The 15,220-nt window shown below is 65.9% G+C and carries 14 protein-coding genes; 11 read left to right on the top strand and 3 right to left on the bottom strand.

The features are described 5' to 3' along the window. Positions 1-150: 150 nt before the first annotated feature. The 6 genes from QMG72_RS11190 (at position 151) to QMG72_RS11165 (ending at position 6,480) form a co-directional block, all read left to right on the top strand. On the top strand, positions 151-1,383 hold the full coding sequence (locus QMG72_RS11190) for an MFS transporter (RefSeq protein ID WP_282360096.1): 1,233 nt from the start codon (positions 151-153) through the stop codon (positions 1,381-1,383). Between the two features lie 160 nt (positions 1,384-1,543). Then, positions 1,544-2,029, top strand: a complete 486-nt coding sequence (locus tag QMG72_RS11185) for an SRPBCC family protein (RefSeq protein WP_226776415.1) — start codon at positions 1,544-1,546, stop codon at positions 2,027-2,029. A gap of 118 nt (positions 2,030-2,147) precedes the next feature. After that, complete coding sequence (locus tag QMG72_RS11180; RefSeq protein ID WP_282360097.1) at positions 2,148-2,855, top strand: FadR/GntR family transcriptional regulator; 708 nt, start codon at positions 2,148-2,150, stop codon at positions 2,853-2,855. Between the two features lie 188 nt (positions 2,856-3,043). Further along, positions 3,044-4,432, top strand: coding sequence for an MFS transporter (locus QMG72_RS11175; protein ID WP_396021323.1), 1,389 nt, complete (start codon positions 3,044-3,046; stop codon positions 4,430-4,432). A 26-nt stretch (positions 4,433-4,458) separates the two neighbouring features. Beyond that, positions 4,459-5,232, top strand: coding sequence for an SDR family NAD(P)-dependent oxidoreductase (locus QMG72_RS11170; RefSeq protein WP_226776417.1), 774 nt, complete (start codon positions 4,459-4,461; stop codon positions 5,230-5,232). Positions 5,233-5,346: 114 nt separating this feature from the next. Next, positions 5,347-6,480 (top strand): LOG family protein, encoded by a 1,134-nt coding sequence (locus QMG72_RS11165; protein ID WP_226776418.1) that lies wholly within the window; start codon positions 5,347-5,349, stop codon positions 6,478-6,480. A gap of 4 nt (positions 6,481-6,484) precedes the next feature. Here the strand turns inward: QMG72_RS11165 and QMG72_RS11160 are convergent, their stop codons facing one another. Beyond that, a complete protein-coding gene (locus QMG72_RS11160) occupies positions 6,485-7,393 on the bottom strand; it encodes a matrixin family metalloprotease (protein WP_226776419.1) in 909 nt (302 codons plus the stop codon). Further along, positions 7,393-8,514 (bottom strand): VIT1/CCC1 transporter family protein, encoded by a 1,122-nt coding sequence (locus QMG72_RS11155; RefSeq protein ID WP_253033470.1) that lies wholly within the window; start codon positions 8,512-8,514, stop codon positions 7,393-7,395. Before QMG72_RS11155 ends, QMG72_RS11160 begins: the two co-directional genes overlap by 1 nt. A gap of 306 nt (positions 8,515-8,820) precedes the next feature. On the opposite strand from QMG72_RS11155, the gene QMG72_RS11150 reads away from it, so the two are divergent. Continuing rightward, positions 8,821-9,057 (top strand): hypothetical protein, encoded by a 237-nt coding sequence (locus QMG72_RS11150; RefSeq protein ID WP_226776420.1) that lies wholly within the window; start codon positions 8,821-8,823, stop codon positions 9,055-9,057. 82 nt (positions 9,058-9,139) lie between these two features. Here QMG72_RS11150 and QMG72_RS11145 read toward each other — a convergent pair whose 3' ends face one another. After that, a complete protein-coding gene (locus tag QMG72_RS11145) occupies positions 9,140-10,663 on the bottom strand; it encodes a sodium:solute symporter family protein (RefSeq protein WP_226776421.1) in 1,524 nt (507 codons plus the stop codon). A gap of 313 nt (positions 10,664-10,976) precedes the next feature. On the opposite strand from QMG72_RS11145, the gene QMG72_RS11140 reads away from it, so the two are divergent. The 4 genes from QMG72_RS11140 (at position 10,977) to QMG72_RS11125 (ending at position 15,195) form a co-directional block, all read left to right on the top strand. After that, a complete protein-coding gene (locus QMG72_RS11140) occupies positions 10,977-11,552 on the top strand; it encodes a helix-turn-helix domain-containing protein (protein ID WP_226776422.1) in 576 nt (191 codons plus the stop codon). Positions 11,553-11,704: 152 nt separating this feature from the next. Next, entirely contained in the window at positions 11,705-12,793 is a 1,089-nt protein-coding gene (gene speB / locus QMG72_RS11135; protein WP_226776423.1) for an agmatinase, read from the top strand. Next, on the top strand, positions 12,790-14,463 hold the full coding sequence (locus QMG72_RS11130) for a thiamine pyrophosphate-binding protein (protein ID WP_282360098.1): 1,674 nt from the start codon (positions 12,790-12,792) through the stop codon (positions 14,461-14,463). The genes speB and QMG72_RS11130 overlap by 4 nt, the downstream gene beginning before the upstream one ends. A 246-nt stretch (positions 14,464-14,709) precedes the next feature. Continuing rightward, positions 14,710-15,195, top strand: a complete 486-nt coding sequence (locus tag QMG72_RS11125; RefSeq protein WP_226776425.1) for a MarR family winged helix-turn-helix transcriptional regulator — start codon at positions 14,710-14,712, stop codon at positions 15,193-15,195. Positions 15,196-15,220: the final 25 nt, after the last annotated feature.

Below are 15,220 nucleotides of genomic sequence, written 5' to 3'. Positions count from 1 at the left end.
TGGCCTGGCCCCGAAAAGTCTCGGAGCACGGGCGGCATACCATTTAGTTGCTTGCGCGCTATAAATGCTTGTGCAACAATAAATAGCGCGTCTGCAACTAATAGCTTACGCCCCGCATATTCTTTCCGTACAGTTTTGAAGGAGCACGCCATGCCAATTGGCCTGATTGCACTCGCCCTCGGCGGGTTCGGGATCGGACTCACCGAGTTCGTCATCATGGGACTGCTGCCGCAAGTGGCGGCGGACTTCCAGGTCAGCGAGGCCACCGCGGGCTGGCTGATCTCAGGCTACGCCCTCGCCGTCGTCGTTGGGGCGCTGGTCCTCACGGCCGCCGTGACGCGGTTCGAGCGCAAGCCGGTCCTGGCCGTTTTGATGGTGTTGTTCATCGCCGGCAATCTCGTCTCGGCGCTTGCACCCGACTACTGGACCATGATGATCGGCCGGATCATCGCCGCGCTGTCACACGGCGCGTTCTTCGGCATCGGCGCCGTGGTCGCCGCGAGCATGGTCGCGCCCAACAGGAAGGCCGGAGCCATCGCCATCATGTTCACCGGCCTGACCGCAGCCAACGTCCTCGGCGTGCCGTTCGGCACCATGCTGGGACAGGCCACCGGCTGGCGCTCCACCTTCTGGGCGATCACGGTCATCGGCATCATTTCCCTCGTAGGCATTCTGACGCTCGTCCCCGCGGCAGGGTCCGGGGACGCCGCCCCCGGCGGACTCCGCGGCGAACTCCGGGCCTTCCGCTCCGGCCAGGTCTGGCTCTCCATCTTCGTCACCATCCTCGGCTACGGCGGAATGTTCGGCGCCTTCACCTACATCGCCTTTACGCTCACCGAGGTCACCGGCTTCACCGCCACCACCGTCCCGTGGCTGCTTATCCTCTTCGGCGTCGGGCTCTTCATTGGCAACACCCTCGGCGGGAAGGCGGCCGACAAGAACGTGGACCGCACCCTGCTGGTGGCTCTCTCGGCACTGGTGCTGGTCCTTGTGGCCTTCGCCCTCACCTCCGCCAGCCAGCCGATGACCATCGTCTCCATGGTCCTGCTCGGCGGCTTCGGCTTCGCCACCGTTCCCGGGCTGCAGATGCGCGTGATGAAGTACGCGAGGACGGCTCCCACCCTGGCGTCCGGCGCCAACATCGGCGCCTTCAATGTTGGCAACGCACTCGGGGCCTGGCTCGGTGGCGTGACCATCACCGCCGGACTGGGCTACACGTCACCCATCTGGGCCGGCGCCGGAATCACACTGCTGGGCCTCGGTGTGATGGCATGTGCCGCGGCCGGGGCTAAGCGGAACAGCCGCGCGGGCCGGTCCGACGGCGGTCCGGCAGCCGGCGTCGGACGCCCGGGCGCCGCGGGCGTCGAGCTGCAGCGGGCCTAACGTGCCCGTCGGACGCGGAAGTTTAGGGGTCTCCGGCCGTCCCTGCGCCAACGCCTCGGGGCGCAGCGGGTCCGCCAGCGCCGCTGCGGTCCCGTCCGCAGCGATGCTGGTTGGGCCTGGTTCATTCTTCAAGCGGACCTGCCGGGACTAGGATTGCCGGATGACCAACAGATATCTCGTGTCCCGCAGCCGGTTCATCGCTGCCACTCCTGAAGCCATCTTCGAAGTGCTGGCCACACCCGCGCTGCACAGCGTGATCGACGGCTCAGGCACCGTCAAGGGGGCCCAGCCCCGCGGCCCCGAGCGGCTCGCGCTTGGTGCGAAGTTCGGGATGGAGATGAACATCAAACTGGACTACAAGATCCTGAACACGGTGTGCGAATTCGAGGAGGGCCGGCAGATCGCGTGGCGGCACTTTGGGGGCCACATCTGGCGTTACCTGCTGGAGCCCGCGACGGATGCCGCCGGGCGTCCGGGAACCCGCGTTACCGAACAATGGGACGCACGGGAGGTGCGCGCCAGGATTCTCCTGCGGCTGGCCGGCTACCTGCGCCGGCACCCGGCTAATATCGAGCAGACCCTCGCCAAGCTGGACGACTACCTGTCCTCCGGGCAGCGCCAAGCCGGCAATGCCGGGGTTTCCTGAGGCCAAGGCGGCGCAGCTAGCTGCCGCGCCGTCGGACGCCGGGACCCGCGGCGCCCGGCGGCGTCTGTAAGGTTGATGGCACGGGGAGCAAACGGCAAGACTAAAGGTGGGAACCGCGATGGGCCGCAGGACACTCGTTGACGACCTCGTCGACGGCCTGCTCGCCGACATCCTTGACGGCAAACTTCAGCCCCACGAAGCCATTCCGCCCGAAGCCGACATCGCCAAGTCCTACGACGTCAGCCGCCTCACGGTGCGCGAAGCGCTGAAGGCCCTGCGCGCGCAGAACATCCTCTACGTAAAAGCCGGCCGCGGAACCTTCGTCAATCCGTCCGACAACTGGACCGGGCTGGACGCAATCTTCAAGGCCGCCTCGCACGGCAACGGGGCGGAGCAGGTGGGTGCGGGCCTGATCGAGATGCGCCGCATGGTGGAAACCGGGGCCGCCGCGCTGGCGGCGGCACGCCACACTCCCGAGCATGCCAAACAGATGCGCGACTGCATCGCGGATATGAAACGCTTTCACGATTCCGGCGACCTGGACGCCTTTGTGGCGGCGGACATCGGCTTCCATGATGTTGTGCTGAAGGCCTCGGGCAATCCTTTTGTCTTGGCGCTGTTCGCCCAGCTGGGCCAGCTCCTCTACCTGAAGCGGCGCGAAACGTCAGCCGTCGAGGAGATTCAGCTGCATGCCATTGAGCACCACCAAAAGGTCATGGCGGGCATCCTTAGCGGCGACGCCGAACTGGCCCGCCGCAGCATGGACGAACACATGGACCAGACCTACCGGGACTACGAGCGCTACGTGAAAAGCGCGGTTTCCTGACCGAACGGCGGCTGCCAGGCGGGGGCTTGACGTAAGCTGTGTCACTCTTCTATGCTCTTCCTCATGCTCTCCAATCAGATGTCTGACATCTGATCTTGCTCTTTCCGGGTCATTGCACCAGGACTGGGCCCCACCATCCCCACGGAATCCCACCACCGCAGGTGCGGGACCCGCTAGACAGAAGGTCGATGATGACTTCACTCTCCCTCAAGTCCGCCGGATTCGGCGAGCTTGGCGAGCGCACGCTCCGCAAGGTCCGCCGCCGCGTTATGCCGCTGATCGTCCTGCTCTACTTCGTTGCCTACCTTGACCGCAACAACGTCGGCTTCGCGAAACTCACCATGAGCGAGGACATCGGCCTGAACGCAGCCGCGTACGGGCTGGGCGCCGGCATTTTCTTCCTCGGCTACGCGCTGCTTGAGATCCCGAGCAACGCAGGCATGTACCGGTTTGGCGCACGCAAGTGGCTGGCCCGCATCCTTATCACCTGGGGCATTTTCGCCACGGCCATGTGCCTGGTGAACGGTGAGACCACTTACTACGTCATTCGGTTCCTGCTGGGGGCGGCCGAGGCTGGCTTCTTCCCGGCAATCCTCTTCTACCTGACCCTTTGGTTCCCGGCCGCACAGCGGGTGACGGTGCTCGGCATCTTCATTCTGGCCCAGCCGGTTTCCAATGCCCTGGGCGCTCCCGTCTCCGGGCTGCTCCTGCAGATGGACGGCGTTATGGGCCTCCAGGGATGGCAGTGGCTTTACATCATCGAAGGCATCCCGGCAATTATGCTGGGGCTGCTCACCCCCATCCTTATGACGGACCGTCCGCGGGATGCCAAATGGCTCAACACCGACGAGCGTGAATGGCTTGCGAGCACGATGGAAGCCGAACTGGCCGTCAAATCCGGCTCCGGCAACCACAACTTCCTGGCCGGCCTCAAGGACAAGCGCACCCTGATCTACTCGGGGCTCTACTTCGGGCTGGTCTGCGGAATCTATGGACTGGGCCTGTGGATGCCCACCATCGTCGCTGCCCTCGGCAAGTTCTCCACGCCCCAGATCGGCTTCATCGTCTGCATCCCGTACACCGTGGCCGCCGTCTTCGTCTACTTCTGGAGCAAGCGTGCGGACCGGACCGGCAAGCGCGCCTGGCACACAGCCGTCAGTATGGTGCTGGCCGGCATGGGCCTGCTGGCCGCAGGATACCTCCTGCCCGTCAACCCGATCCTGGCCATGATCGGACTGACTGCCTCGGCTATGGGCATTTACGGCGCCATCGCGCCCTTCTTGTCCATGCCCTCTGCTGCCCTGACGGGGGCGGCTGCTGCCGCCGGTTTGGCCATGATCAACTCACTGGGCAACCTGGGCGGGTTCGTTGCCCCATACGCCGTCGGACTCCTAAACGACGCCACGGGCAGCAACCAAAGCGGATTGCTGTTCCTGTCCCTCTGCCTGTGCATCACCGCCGTGGCAACCTACCTCTATGCCCGCAAGCGCCCCGAAGGCGATGCAGCACTGGATCCCGCAGTTGGCGCTGCCGGCGAAGTGACCACTGAGTCCGCGGCCGCCGCCAAGATCTCCTGATCCCGAAATCCCGAAGGAAACACACCATGAGCGCAACCACTTTCCCCTCCGAACGCACAGTTGTCCTGACCGGCGCTGCGTCGGTCCGCGGTATAGGCCGCGCCGCCGCGGACCGGATGGCGAGCGAAGGATGGTCCATCGCCATCCTGGACATCAATGCCGAAGACGCCAAGGCCGCCGCTGCGGAAATTGGCTCCAACCGTGCAGTCAAGGCCATGGGCGTCGGGGCGGATGTGTCAGATGCGGCGTCCGTGGACCGGGCCATCACCGAGATCGAAGATTCCCTTCCGCCGATTGTGGCTCTGGCCAATCTCGCGGGCATCAGCTCCCCGACGCCCTTTATGGAAACGAGCGTCGAGGAGTGGGACAAGGTATTTGCGATCAACATGCGGGGTACCTTCATCGTCTCGCAGCGGGTGCTTAAGGGAATGATCGAGCGCAAGCTCGGGCGGATTGTAAGTATCTCCTCCATCTCTGCCCAGCGAGGCGGCGGCACCTATTCCAAGGTCGCCTACAGTGCGTCCAAGGCCGGCATCATCGGGTTCACCAGGGCCCTGGCCCGCGAAGTGGGCGAATTCGGCGTTACAGTGAACGCGATTGCACCCGGCCCGATCGATACGGACATCATGGGCGGCGCGCTGAGCGATGAGCGCAAGGCCCAGATGTCCGAGGGCATCATGGTGGGCCGGGTGGGCACCCGGGAGGACGTAGCGGCCCTGATTGCCTTCCTGCTGGGGCAGGACTCGGGCTTCATCACGGCCGCCACCTATGACATCAACGGCGGCCTCCAGGTTTCTTGACCGGACCAGTACCCAACACGAAGGTGCCTCCGCCGGTTTCGGCGGGGGCACCTTCGTGTTGGCGCTCCCGCAAGCTGCCGTGGCGGAGCAGACGTCGCAGTCTAGGCTGGCACCATGAACGCAGCCCGCAGCCTGCACCCCAGCCCGCGCACACTGGAGGTCGAAAGCCTGGACACTTTCGACGCCCTGGTCGCTGCCGGGGCACGGTCCATCCAAGGCTGGCATGCCCAGTCACTGGACCTGCGGGGCCGGCGGGCTCAGCTCCAGGCCATGCACGCACAAGGCGGAATTTTCCTCGGATGTACCTTCGACGAGGGCATGGAGGATTGGCTTCGCAGCCGCGGTGCCTTGATTTTCCCGAAACTCGACGCGGTTCCGTTTAACCCTTACCGGGGGCAGCTGTACACCCCGCAGGAGCTCTACGCCGGGATCTCCGACTCCCGCTATGAGGACACCCCGGATGCACTCGTCTACCAATGGAGCATCCGGCCGGGACAGCGTCACCGGCTGGACTCAACCCTGGCCGCGGCGCTGCACGACCACTCGATCGGCGATGCCCTCGATGAGCTGACCCGCTCCGATCTCTGTGCAGGCCGGACCGTGGTGGGCGTGATGGGCGGACACACGGCCAGCCGTGCGTCCCCCGACTTTGAAACGGCCGCGCGGCTGGGGAGGCTGCTGGCCACGGAGGGCCGGATGGTCGCCACCGGCGGCGGGCCCGGTGCCATGGAGGCCGTCAACTTCGGTGCATACCTGAGCGGGGCTCCGGAACGGGACTTCCGGCAGGCCCTGGGGGATCTTGCCGCCGTGCCGGGATTCCGGCCTTCCGTCTCGGCGTGGGCACGCTCCGCTGCCGCCGTCGTCGAACGCCATCCGGCGGGTACACCGTCGCTGGGAATCCCCACCTGGTTCTACGGACACGAGCCGCCCAACTTCTTCGCCACGCATATCGCCAAGTACTTCGCGAACTCCATCCGCGAGGCCATCCTGTTGGAGCTCTGCAACGCCGGCATCGTTTTCCTGCCAGGCTCCGGCGGCACCATACAGGAGATCTTCCAGGATGCCTGCGAGAACTACTACGGCACTTCCGGAACCATCACGCCGATGGTACTGGTAGGGCGCGAGCACTGGGTGCGGCGCTACCCGGCGTGGCCCCTGCTGCAAAGCCTCGCCGCCGGCCGCCGGATGGAGCGCCGGATCTTCCTGGTCGATACCGTAGAGGAGGCGCTCGCCGTCCTGGACGGCTAGCGGCTCAGAGGTCCTTGCGGCACGGCGCGTTGCCGAGTTCGAAGAGGCCGTTCAAGTCGCCGGCGGCCAGGCCGTCGGGGGTTCCGATCTCGGGGTACATAAGCTGCGCGGGGTCGTCCACGTGCTCCAACCCCATCACGTGTCCGAGTTCGTGCAGGATGACCGCCGTGGCATATGCGGCTCCGTCCTGCCGGCCGAGGTCCGCCCCGATCTGGGGGGCGTCGAGTTCCAGGCTGCCGGTGACGAAGCTTTTGGGTCCGTCGCCGAAGCTGAAGTGGGTGCTGCCTCCGGTGCCGATCACGGGGCCCTTCAGTTGCGGAGCCTGGTCGGGGGTGGTCCACACGATCAGCAGCGGCGCCCAGCGTTCCCCGTAAGCGGTTGGCTGATAAGGGATTCGGGACTGGGCGGGAGCCTCGGTGGTTGGTCCGTCGTCGACGAACTCGATGCCGGTCGCGCGGGACACTGTTCTGATCGCGTCCTCGACGAGCTGGTCGGCGCCGTCGGGAGCGAGTGCCGCGTTGACCACAAAATGCAGCGGCCGGCACGGCGAATACCCCACCGGGGTGCCGTCCTCGTTCGTGGCCAGGAACTTGAACGAACTACTGGCCACGGCCGGCTTCTGCGGGTGGCCCAGCGGCTGGTCGTGCTCTTCGAATCCGGCCGGGGGAGTGTCCGTCCGGACTGTCGCAGCGGACGCAGGCCGCCCCGGCTGGCCCTCCACCGCGGTGCCCGGCCCGGCTCCGCGACCGGCATCGAAAAGTCCGGTAAAACGCGGATCAGCGTAGATCAAGCCCACTGCCAGGAACGCGGCCCCCGCAATCAAGGCGACGGTGGCGAGGCGGCCGACAATCCGCCGGACGGTCCCGGCGCTGCTGTGCCGCGGTGTCCGGTCCCGGAAATCAGGACCGGCCACTAGGCAACCACGGCGCCGAAGGCCAGGCCCAGCAGATAGGTCACGCCTGCGGCACCCATTCCGATGGCAAGCTGACGGAGGCCGCGGGAGGAGGGGGAGGTGCCCGAGAGCAGGCCCACGACCCCGCCGGTGAACAGCAGCGCCAGGCCCACAAGGGCAGCGGAGACAGCCAGCGCCGCGACGCCGGTCATACCCAGGACGAAGGGCAGGATCGGCACGATCGCGCCGGATGCGAAGAAGCAGAAGCTCGACGCCGCGGCGCCCCAGGCGGTGCCCACCGCTTCGTGCTCGTCGAGGGCTTCCGGAATTTCCGGCTGCAGCGAGAGGCTGGGATCGCAATCGCAGTCCAGCAGGCCCATCCGCTCGGCCACGCGGTGTTCGGCGGCCTCCCGCGACATGCCTCGCGCCAGGTAGACCAGCACAAGCTCATTGTGTTCGATGTCCAGCGAGGGTGCAGCGGCCAGGGTGATCTGGGTGGGGCGGGTTGCAGCCAGCAGTTCGCGCTGGGAGCGGACGGAAATGTACTCGCCGGCGCCCATGGAGAGCGCCCCGGCCAGCAGGCCCGCGACGCCGCTGAGCAGGACTACTGAACTGGCCACACCGGAGGCCGCCATGCCCATTACCAGGGAAAGGTTGCTGACCAGCCCGTCGTTGGCGCCAAAAACGGCCGCCCGGAACGTTCCCGCCAGCCGGTTGCGGCCCCGGGTGGCCAGGCCGCGAACCACTTCCTCGTGGATCTGTTCGTCGGCGACCATCGCCGGTGTGGCGGAGGGATCGGTGGCATACGGGGAACGGCTTTCGGCCCGCTGGGCAAGTGCCAGGACAAACACCGAGCCAAAGTGGCGGGCTAAAAAGCCGAGGAACTGGCTCCGGAGCGACGCGGAGCGGGCGCGACCGGCGCTCCCGCCGAGCAGCTGGAGCCAGTGGGCCTCGTGGCGTCCTTCGGCTTCGGCCAGGGCGAGGAGGATCTCACGCTCTTCGCCGCTGCGGTTCTGGGCCAGATCGCGGTAGACGGCGGCTTCGGCCCGCTCGTCGGCTAGGTACTGCCGCCACCGCTTGATGTCCGCAGCACTCGGGGTCGCCGCTGACGCCTCCGGAACGGTCCCCTGGCCGGGTTTCAGGCGGTGGGGTTCCGGGTTGAACTGGTCAGATGTGGCGTGTTGAGACACGGAAGCTCCTGGGCTTGAAGGGCATGGTTCGGCCCCGTTGCGTAACCAGCGTACCCCGAATTTCCGCGGATTTTTGGCTGGCAATCCTCAGGAAGGAGTTTCGGTAAACCGTAAAACCGCAGTCGCTGCGGGGCCCTTCGCGGGGGCAGCGGGCCGCCTCGATGGGAGCCCTTGACCGCCTGCGTTCGTGGTGTTCGAATGAGACCCAGGGCGGCCCGGCGGTGCCGTTGCCGCCACCCATCGCACGGAGGGTGCATCATGGACAACATCGGCTCAGATTCAGTCCAGCCGGCTCGGGATTCCCTTGAGTCCGATCCTGCTTTCGACTATGCCCAGGACGCGCCGGTCAGCGATGCCGCGGAGACCGAAGAGGACGAGCTCCTGGAAGAGGCGGATCGGCTCGTTCCGCTCGACAAAGAGGACTTCCTGGCCGACGACAAGCCTGTGCTGCCCCTGGACCGGGAGGAATTCCTGGAGCCCGGGGACGATGACTGAAGACTCCCACCGGCCGCAACGATCGACGGCGGCGCCCCCGGATGGGAGCGCCGCCGTCGAACCTTAACTCGCTCTCAGGACCTCAGTGCGTGACGGCCGGTACTTTTTCTTCCACGGCGGCATCGCCGGCGACCCTGCGGTGCCAGTTGGCCATGACCGCGGGATCCGTCGGTTTCGTCAGGAGGGACACCGCGATGTAGACCACCGCGGAGGCCACCAGGCCGTAGTAGATCGGTTCGTTGGCGTAGATCCCGTCCAGCGGGACTTCGGCATTGATTTCCAGCACGATCATGGTGCCGAGTGTGATGACGGAGCCCACCGCCATGGAGGCAGCCGCGGCAATGCCGGTGCCGCGCTTCCAGATGAGTCCGCCGAGGATGGCAACAAGGAGTCCGCCGACGAGGATGTCATAGGCGATGGTGAGCGCCGCGACGACGTCCTTGGTGACGATGGCGATGACGATCGCGACGATGCCGAGGCCCAGGACCCACATGCGGTTGGCCCGGACGTCGTGCTCGGGGTTCTCGGTGTCATCGGTGTTGATGGTTTTGCCGAACCAGCCGGCGACAAACGGTACGACGTCGGCCCGGGCCACTGTGGCGGCGGCGATCAGGGCGCCGGAGGCGGTGGACATCATCGCGGCGACGGCCGCGGCAAGCACCAGGCCGCCAATGCCGACCGGAAGCAGGTTAGTGGCAACTTCGGCGTAGACAACATCCTTGCCGAGGGCCTTGACGTCGATATTCGGCAACGCAACGCGCGCACCCAGGCCGATCAGGGCGCCGGCGGCACCGTAGAGAATGCAGTAGATTCCGGCCGTCGCGCCGCCCCACCGTGCGACCGTGGGCGTTTTGGCGGTGAACACCCGCTGCCAGATGTCCTGGCCGATCAGCAGGCCCAGGGTATAGACGACGAAGTAGGTGATGATCGTCTGGATGCCGATGCCGTCGATCTGGAAGAAGCTGGCGTCCACGCGGCTGCGGATCCCTTCGAAGCCGCCGGCGGCATTGAGGGTCAGCGGCAGCATCAGCAAGAAGATACCGACTGTTTTGATGACAAACTGAACCTGGTCGGCCAGGGTGATGGACCACATCCCGCCGATCGTCGAGTAGACCAGGACGATTGCGCCGCCGATGGCGACGGCGAGTGCGCGGTCCCAGCCGAAGAGCACAACAAAAATTGTGGCGTAGGCGCCGGTGGACGTTGCGCACAGCATCAGCGTGTAGGCGAGCATTACGATGCCCGAGGTCTGGGTGGCGTGGCTGCCGTACCGCAGGCTCAGCATCTGGGAAACCGTGTAGATCTTGAGCTTCTGGATGGTGCTGGCGAAGAGCAGGCTCAGGAGCAGCACGCCGGCGCCGATTGCGACCACGAGCCACATCCCGGAGATGCCGAACTTGTAGCCGAGACCGACGCCGCCGACGGTTGAGGCACCACCGAGAACGACGGCGGCCATGGTCCCGGTGTAGAGGAACGGGCCGAGGCGGCGGCCGGCCACCAGGAAGTCGCTGTTGTTTTTGGTGCGGGACTTACCCCACCATCCGAACGCCAGCATGGCGACCAGGTACACCACCACGATGGCGATGTTGACGAGACTTGCGTCCATAAAGGGCTCCTTGAGCTGTTCTGAGCTGGGCTGAAACCCGTCGGCGCGATTACGGGGCGCACGGGATCCAGCTGCTTCCTGATGGGTACGGTCACGAGTTGCCGGTGAAGGTGTCCGGACCGGGCAACACCATCGCAGCCGGCGCGGTTTTTTGCCCAATAGGCAACACTTGTTGCCAAACCCTATGTTGTGATGCTGGTAACAGTCAAGACGCATTCCGCGTCAGGGCCCGATCTGGCCAGCCGGGGAGGCCGTCCCGCTAGTATTGCTCAAACGATGGGGCCGAGCGGCCGGCCGTGAAAGGTTCCAAAAAATGAAAGCTTTGCCAGTTGAACCGAGCAATGTTCCGGTTGCCATCGGTTCCCGGATCCGCGCCGCGCGGCAGTCGCAGCGGCTCACGATCGAGCAGGTCGCCGACGCCACCGGGCTGACCAAGGGATTCCTCAGCCGGGTCGAACGCGACCTCACTTCGCCCTCGGTAGCATCGCTTGTGACGCTGTGCCAAGTGCTTTCCATCTCGATCGGCGAGCTGTTTGCCGCCCCGGAAACCCATCACACCAAGAAGGACGAAGGACCGAGGATCTCGCTCGGCGGTGACGGGATTGTGGAGCGGCTGCTGACCGCGCGCTCGGAACGGCGGGTGCAGATTATCCAGGCCGTGATTGAGCCCCGCGGCCGCGGTGAATCGGAACTGTATGCCGTGGACTGCGACGTTGACGTGCTGCATGTGGTGCAGGGGCGCATCCGGCTGATCCTCACCAACGAGGAATTTGAACTCCACACGGGCGACACGGTGACTTTCCCGGGCCGTGAGCCGCACACGTGGATCAACCCGACCGACGAAGCCGTCGAAGTCCTCTGGGTCCTGGTCCCCGCCGCAAGCCGCTAGCGTTCCGGCCCGGGTCACTGCGCAGTGCGGCCCGGGGGCCGGTCGGGATGCCGTGGATGGCCCTTTTGTAAACATTTGATGCTCAAGAGACAACTTCGAGTGTATGATGGCTATCACACCCGTCGGTCAATCCTCGAAGGAGAGGCTTTCTTTTGGAAGAGCTGCGCATCGAGGCCAATGGCAACCTTGGCCCTATTGATTCATCCCGCATCCCCCGTTACGCGGGGGCCGCTACCTATGCGCGCCTGCCGCGGCTGGACCAGGTCGCCAAGGCCGACGTTACGGTGGTGGGCGTGCCCTTCGACTCGGGCGTCTCCTACCGCCCCGGTGCCCGCTTCGGGTCCAACCACATCCGCGAGGCCAGCCGGCTGCTGCGCCCGTACAACCCGGCCTGGGATGTCAGCCCCTTCGAGAACATCCAGGTGGCCGACGCCGGCGATATGGCCGTCAACCCCTTTAATATCAATGAAGCGATCGAGACAATCCAGCAGAATGCCCTGGACCTGACCGCCGCCGGCAGCAAGCTGCTGACCCTCGGCGGGGACCACACCATTGCGCTGCCGCTGCTGCGCGCCGCCGCCGAACGCGCCGGCCAGCCCGTCGCCATGCTGCACTTTGACGCGCACCTGGACACCTGGGACACGTACTTCGGTGCCGAATACACCCATGGCACCCCGTTCCGCCGGGCGGTTGAGGAAGGCATCCTGGACACCGAGGCGATTAGCCACATCGGCACCCGTGGCCCGCTGTACGGCAAAAAGGACCTCGACGACGACCACCGCTTCGGCTTCGGCATTGTGACCTCCGCCGACGTCTACTACCAGGGTGTGCTCGAAACAGTAGCGAAGGTGCGTGACCGGATCGGCAACCGCCCGCTCTACATCTCGGTCGACATCGACGTCCTCGACCCCGCACACGCCCCCGGCACCGGCACCCCGGAAGCCGGCGGCATCACCAGCCGCGAGCTGCTCGAAATCATCCGCGGCTTCCGCGGCATGAACCTGGTGGGGGCGGACATTGTGGAGGTGGCCCCCGCGTACGACCATGCGGACATTACCGGCGTCGCCGCAAGCCACGTGGCCTACGAACTGGTCACCCTGATGGCGGACAGCGCGGTTGGGGGCGACCGCTTCGGCGCGGCCAACGGGTACGCTGCGCAGGCGCTCGGCCAGGAATCCCGCCGTCCGGCCGGCTTCGCCACTCCGGCCGCAGCCCGCGTCGGGGGCGGGGTCGCCCAGTGACCGGAGTGCGCAATGGCGGGGACCTCGTTGTCGAGACGCTCGAAGCGCTCGGCGCCAAAACGGTCTTCGGGATTCCGGGGCAGCACGCCCTGGGGCTTTTTGATGCGATGGGCCGGGGCAACCTGCACTTCGTCTCCTCCCGGGTGGAGAACAACTCCGCCTTTGCCGCGGACGGCTACTCCCGGGCCACCGGCGAGGTCGGTGTCCTTTTCCTCTCCACCGGACCGGGAGCGCTGACGTCCCTGGCCGGGCTGCAGGAAGCGTATGCCACCGGCGTTCCCATGGTGGTCATCGCGAGCCAGATCCCGCTCGAAGGACTCGGTGCGCGCCGCAAGGGAATGCTGCACCAACTCGATGACCAGAAGGCTTCGGCCGCCAACGTCACCAAGAGCCAGCGCCTCATCCAGCACGCCTCCGGCATCCCTTCGGCTATCCAGGATGCCTGGACCGAGGCGATTTCCTCGCCGCAGGGCCCCGTGTGGTTGGAGATTCCGCAGAACGTGCTGCTGGATCCGATTATGGTTCCCCCGGTGGAGGATGCACTCGCCGAGGCCGCCGATAATCCGCCGCGGATCGAACTGGTCCGCGAAGCCGTCAAATGGCTGGCGTCGGCGGAACGTCCCGCCATCATCGCCGGCGGGGGAGCCCGCCGCGGCCGGGCCGAGAAGTCGCTGCTCGCCATCGCGGAGAAGCTCCGGGCGCCGGTGATTTGCACGCCCGGCGGCAACGGCGCGTTCCCGTGGAACCACGAACTCTCACTCCAGTCCTGGATCGAGGACCAGTACATGACGGAGCTCCTTGAGGACGCCGACGTGCTGATTGTGATCGGTTCCTCACTCGGCGAAGTCACATCAAACTACTTCACCTTTGCGCCGCGCGGCCGGATCATCCAGATCGACGCCGAACCTCGCGTCCTCGAATCCAACCGTCCCGGTCTGGGCATCCGGGCCGACGCCGGCCAGGCGCTCGCCGCCCTCGACGATGCCCTCGATGCCCTGTGGGAACCATATGGCGATCGCACCAACTGGCACGGCACTTCGCCGGAAGATCTGGTCAAAAAAACCCTCGCCAAGGTCACTGCCCGCCTCGAATCCCAGGATCTCGGCAAGGAACTGAAGTTTATGGCGGACATCCGCGAGGCCGTCCCCGCCGCCATGCAGACATTCTGGGACATGACCATCTCCGCGTACTGGGCTTGGAGCTGCTGGGATGCCCGCCAGGGCCAGTTCCACTCTGCCCAGGGCGCCGGCGGCCTCGGCTTCGGCTTTCCTGCGGCAATCGGCGGCGCTGTTGGCCTGGAAACCACCGGCAAGCCCGGCGGGTCTGCCAGGGTGTTGGCCGTCTCCGGCGACGGATCGGCGATGTACTCCATTTCCGAACTGGCCACTGCCAAGCAGCACAACGTTCCGGTCACGTGGCTGATTGTGGACGACGGCGGTTACGGCATCCTGCGTGAATACATGGTCGGCGCCTTCGGCAAGGCCACCGCGACCGAACTCGCCCGTCCTGACTTCGTCAAGCTGGCGGAGGCCTTCGGCGTCCCGGCCGTCCGGGTTGCCCCCGAGGACATCGGGGATGCGCTCAGGGCCGGGTTTGCGGCGGACGGCCCGAACGTGGTCGTCGTCGAGACCCTGCTGAAGATGTTCGCCCCCACCCACCTGGACGACTAGCGCGGCCGGCCGGAACGCCGGCCGGAACGCCGGAAATCGGTAAACACACTGCGCGGACCGGCCGCGTCCTCCCTCATTAAATGATGGGTGGACGCGGCCGGCCCGCGTTTGGCGTTTAACGGCCACTTCTTTCGGCGCGCCGGCGCGTTATGCCGCCCCTGGGGCCGCTCCGAACAGGGTTAGTTTCCCGAAGTAACCAATTTTGCTATATAGTTGCCTAGGGCAAACAAAAGAGGGGGGTCCGCCATGACCGTTGAATCCAATGCCGCAGCCAAACTCGTTTACCAGATCTTTGACCTTCAGCGCGCCGTCCGCTGTGTTGCCGCAGCCAACCTTCGCGGCCAGGACACCGGGGTGGCCCTGCAGGGAGTGCTCCGTTTTGTCGGTGAGGGCGAATCCCGGGCCACCCACCTTGCGGAGCGGCTCGGCGTCAGCGCCCCCGTGCTCAGCCGGCATATCGCCGAGCTCGAAGAGCAAGGTTACGTGGTCCGCCGGCCGGACCCCGAGGATGGCCGCGCCCAGCTGATCGCCCTCTCGGCGGCCGGTGCGGAGAAGCTGCGGGTCATCGAGGACCACCGCACTGCAACCATCCAGGGCCTGCTGCAGGACTGGAGCCAGGACGACGTCGAACTCACGGCGCGGACCCTGAAGAAACTTGCTGAGTCCCTCAGGACCTCAGCCCGGGCAACGACGGCCGGACCCACGAATACGACCGAAACTGTTAAGGAGTAGATACATGGCTAACCACGCTGCCGCG

The sequence above is a fragment of the Pseudarthrobacter sp. PH31-O2 genome (assembly GCF_030063265.1).
In the GTDB taxonomy this organism is placed as follows: Bacteria; Actinomycetota; Actinomycetes; order Actinomycetales; family Micrococcaceae; genus Arthrobacter.
The sequence above is the reverse complement of the archived record's forward strand: the minus strand, read 5'-3'. Positions and strand labels throughout refer to the sequence as shown.

What these genes read in the sequence shown, in the direction of transcription:
- QMG72_RS11190 (WP_282360096.1), top strand. Translation starts at nt 151, where the DNA reads ATGCCAATTGGCCTGATTGCACTCGCCCTCGGCGGGTTCGGGATCGGA.
- QMG72_RS11185 (WP_226776415.1), top strand. Translation starts at nt 1,544, where the DNA reads ATGACCAACAGATATCTCGTGTCCCGCAGCCGGTTCATCGCTGCCACT.
- QMG72_RS11180 (WP_282360097.1), top strand. Translation starts at nt 2,148, where the DNA reads ATGGGCCGCAGGACACTCGTTGACGACCTCGTCGACGGCCTGCTCGCC.
- QMG72_RS11175 (WP_396021323.1), top strand. Translation starts at nt 3,044, where the DNA reads ATGATGACTTCACTCTCCCTCAAGTCCGCCGGATTCGGCGAGCTTGGC.
- QMG72_RS11170 (WP_226776417.1), top strand. Translation starts at nt 4,459, where the DNA reads ATGAGCGCAACCACTTTCCCCTCCGAACGCACAGTTGTCCTGACCGGC.
- QMG72_RS11165 (WP_226776418.1), top strand. Translation starts at nt 5,347, where the DNA reads ATGAACGCAGCCCGCAGCCTGCACCCCAGCCCGCGCACACTGGAGGTC.
- QMG72_RS11150 (WP_226776420.1), top strand. Translation starts at nt 8,821, where the DNA reads ATGGACAACATCGGCTCAGATTCAGTCCAGCCGGCTCGGGATTCCCTT.
- QMG72_RS11145 (WP_226776421.1), bottom strand. Translation starts at nt 10,663, where the DNA reads ATGGACGCAAGTCTCGTCAACATCGCCATCGTGGTGGTGTACCTGGTC.
- QMG72_RS11140 (WP_226776422.1), top strand. Translation starts at nt 10,977, where the DNA reads ATGAAAGCTTTGCCAGTTGAACCGAGCAATGTTCCGGTTGCCATCGGT.
- QMG72_RS11125 (WP_226776425.1), top strand. Translation starts at nt 14,710, where the DNA reads ATGACCGTTGAATCCAATGCCGCAGCCAAACTCGTTTACCAGATCTTT.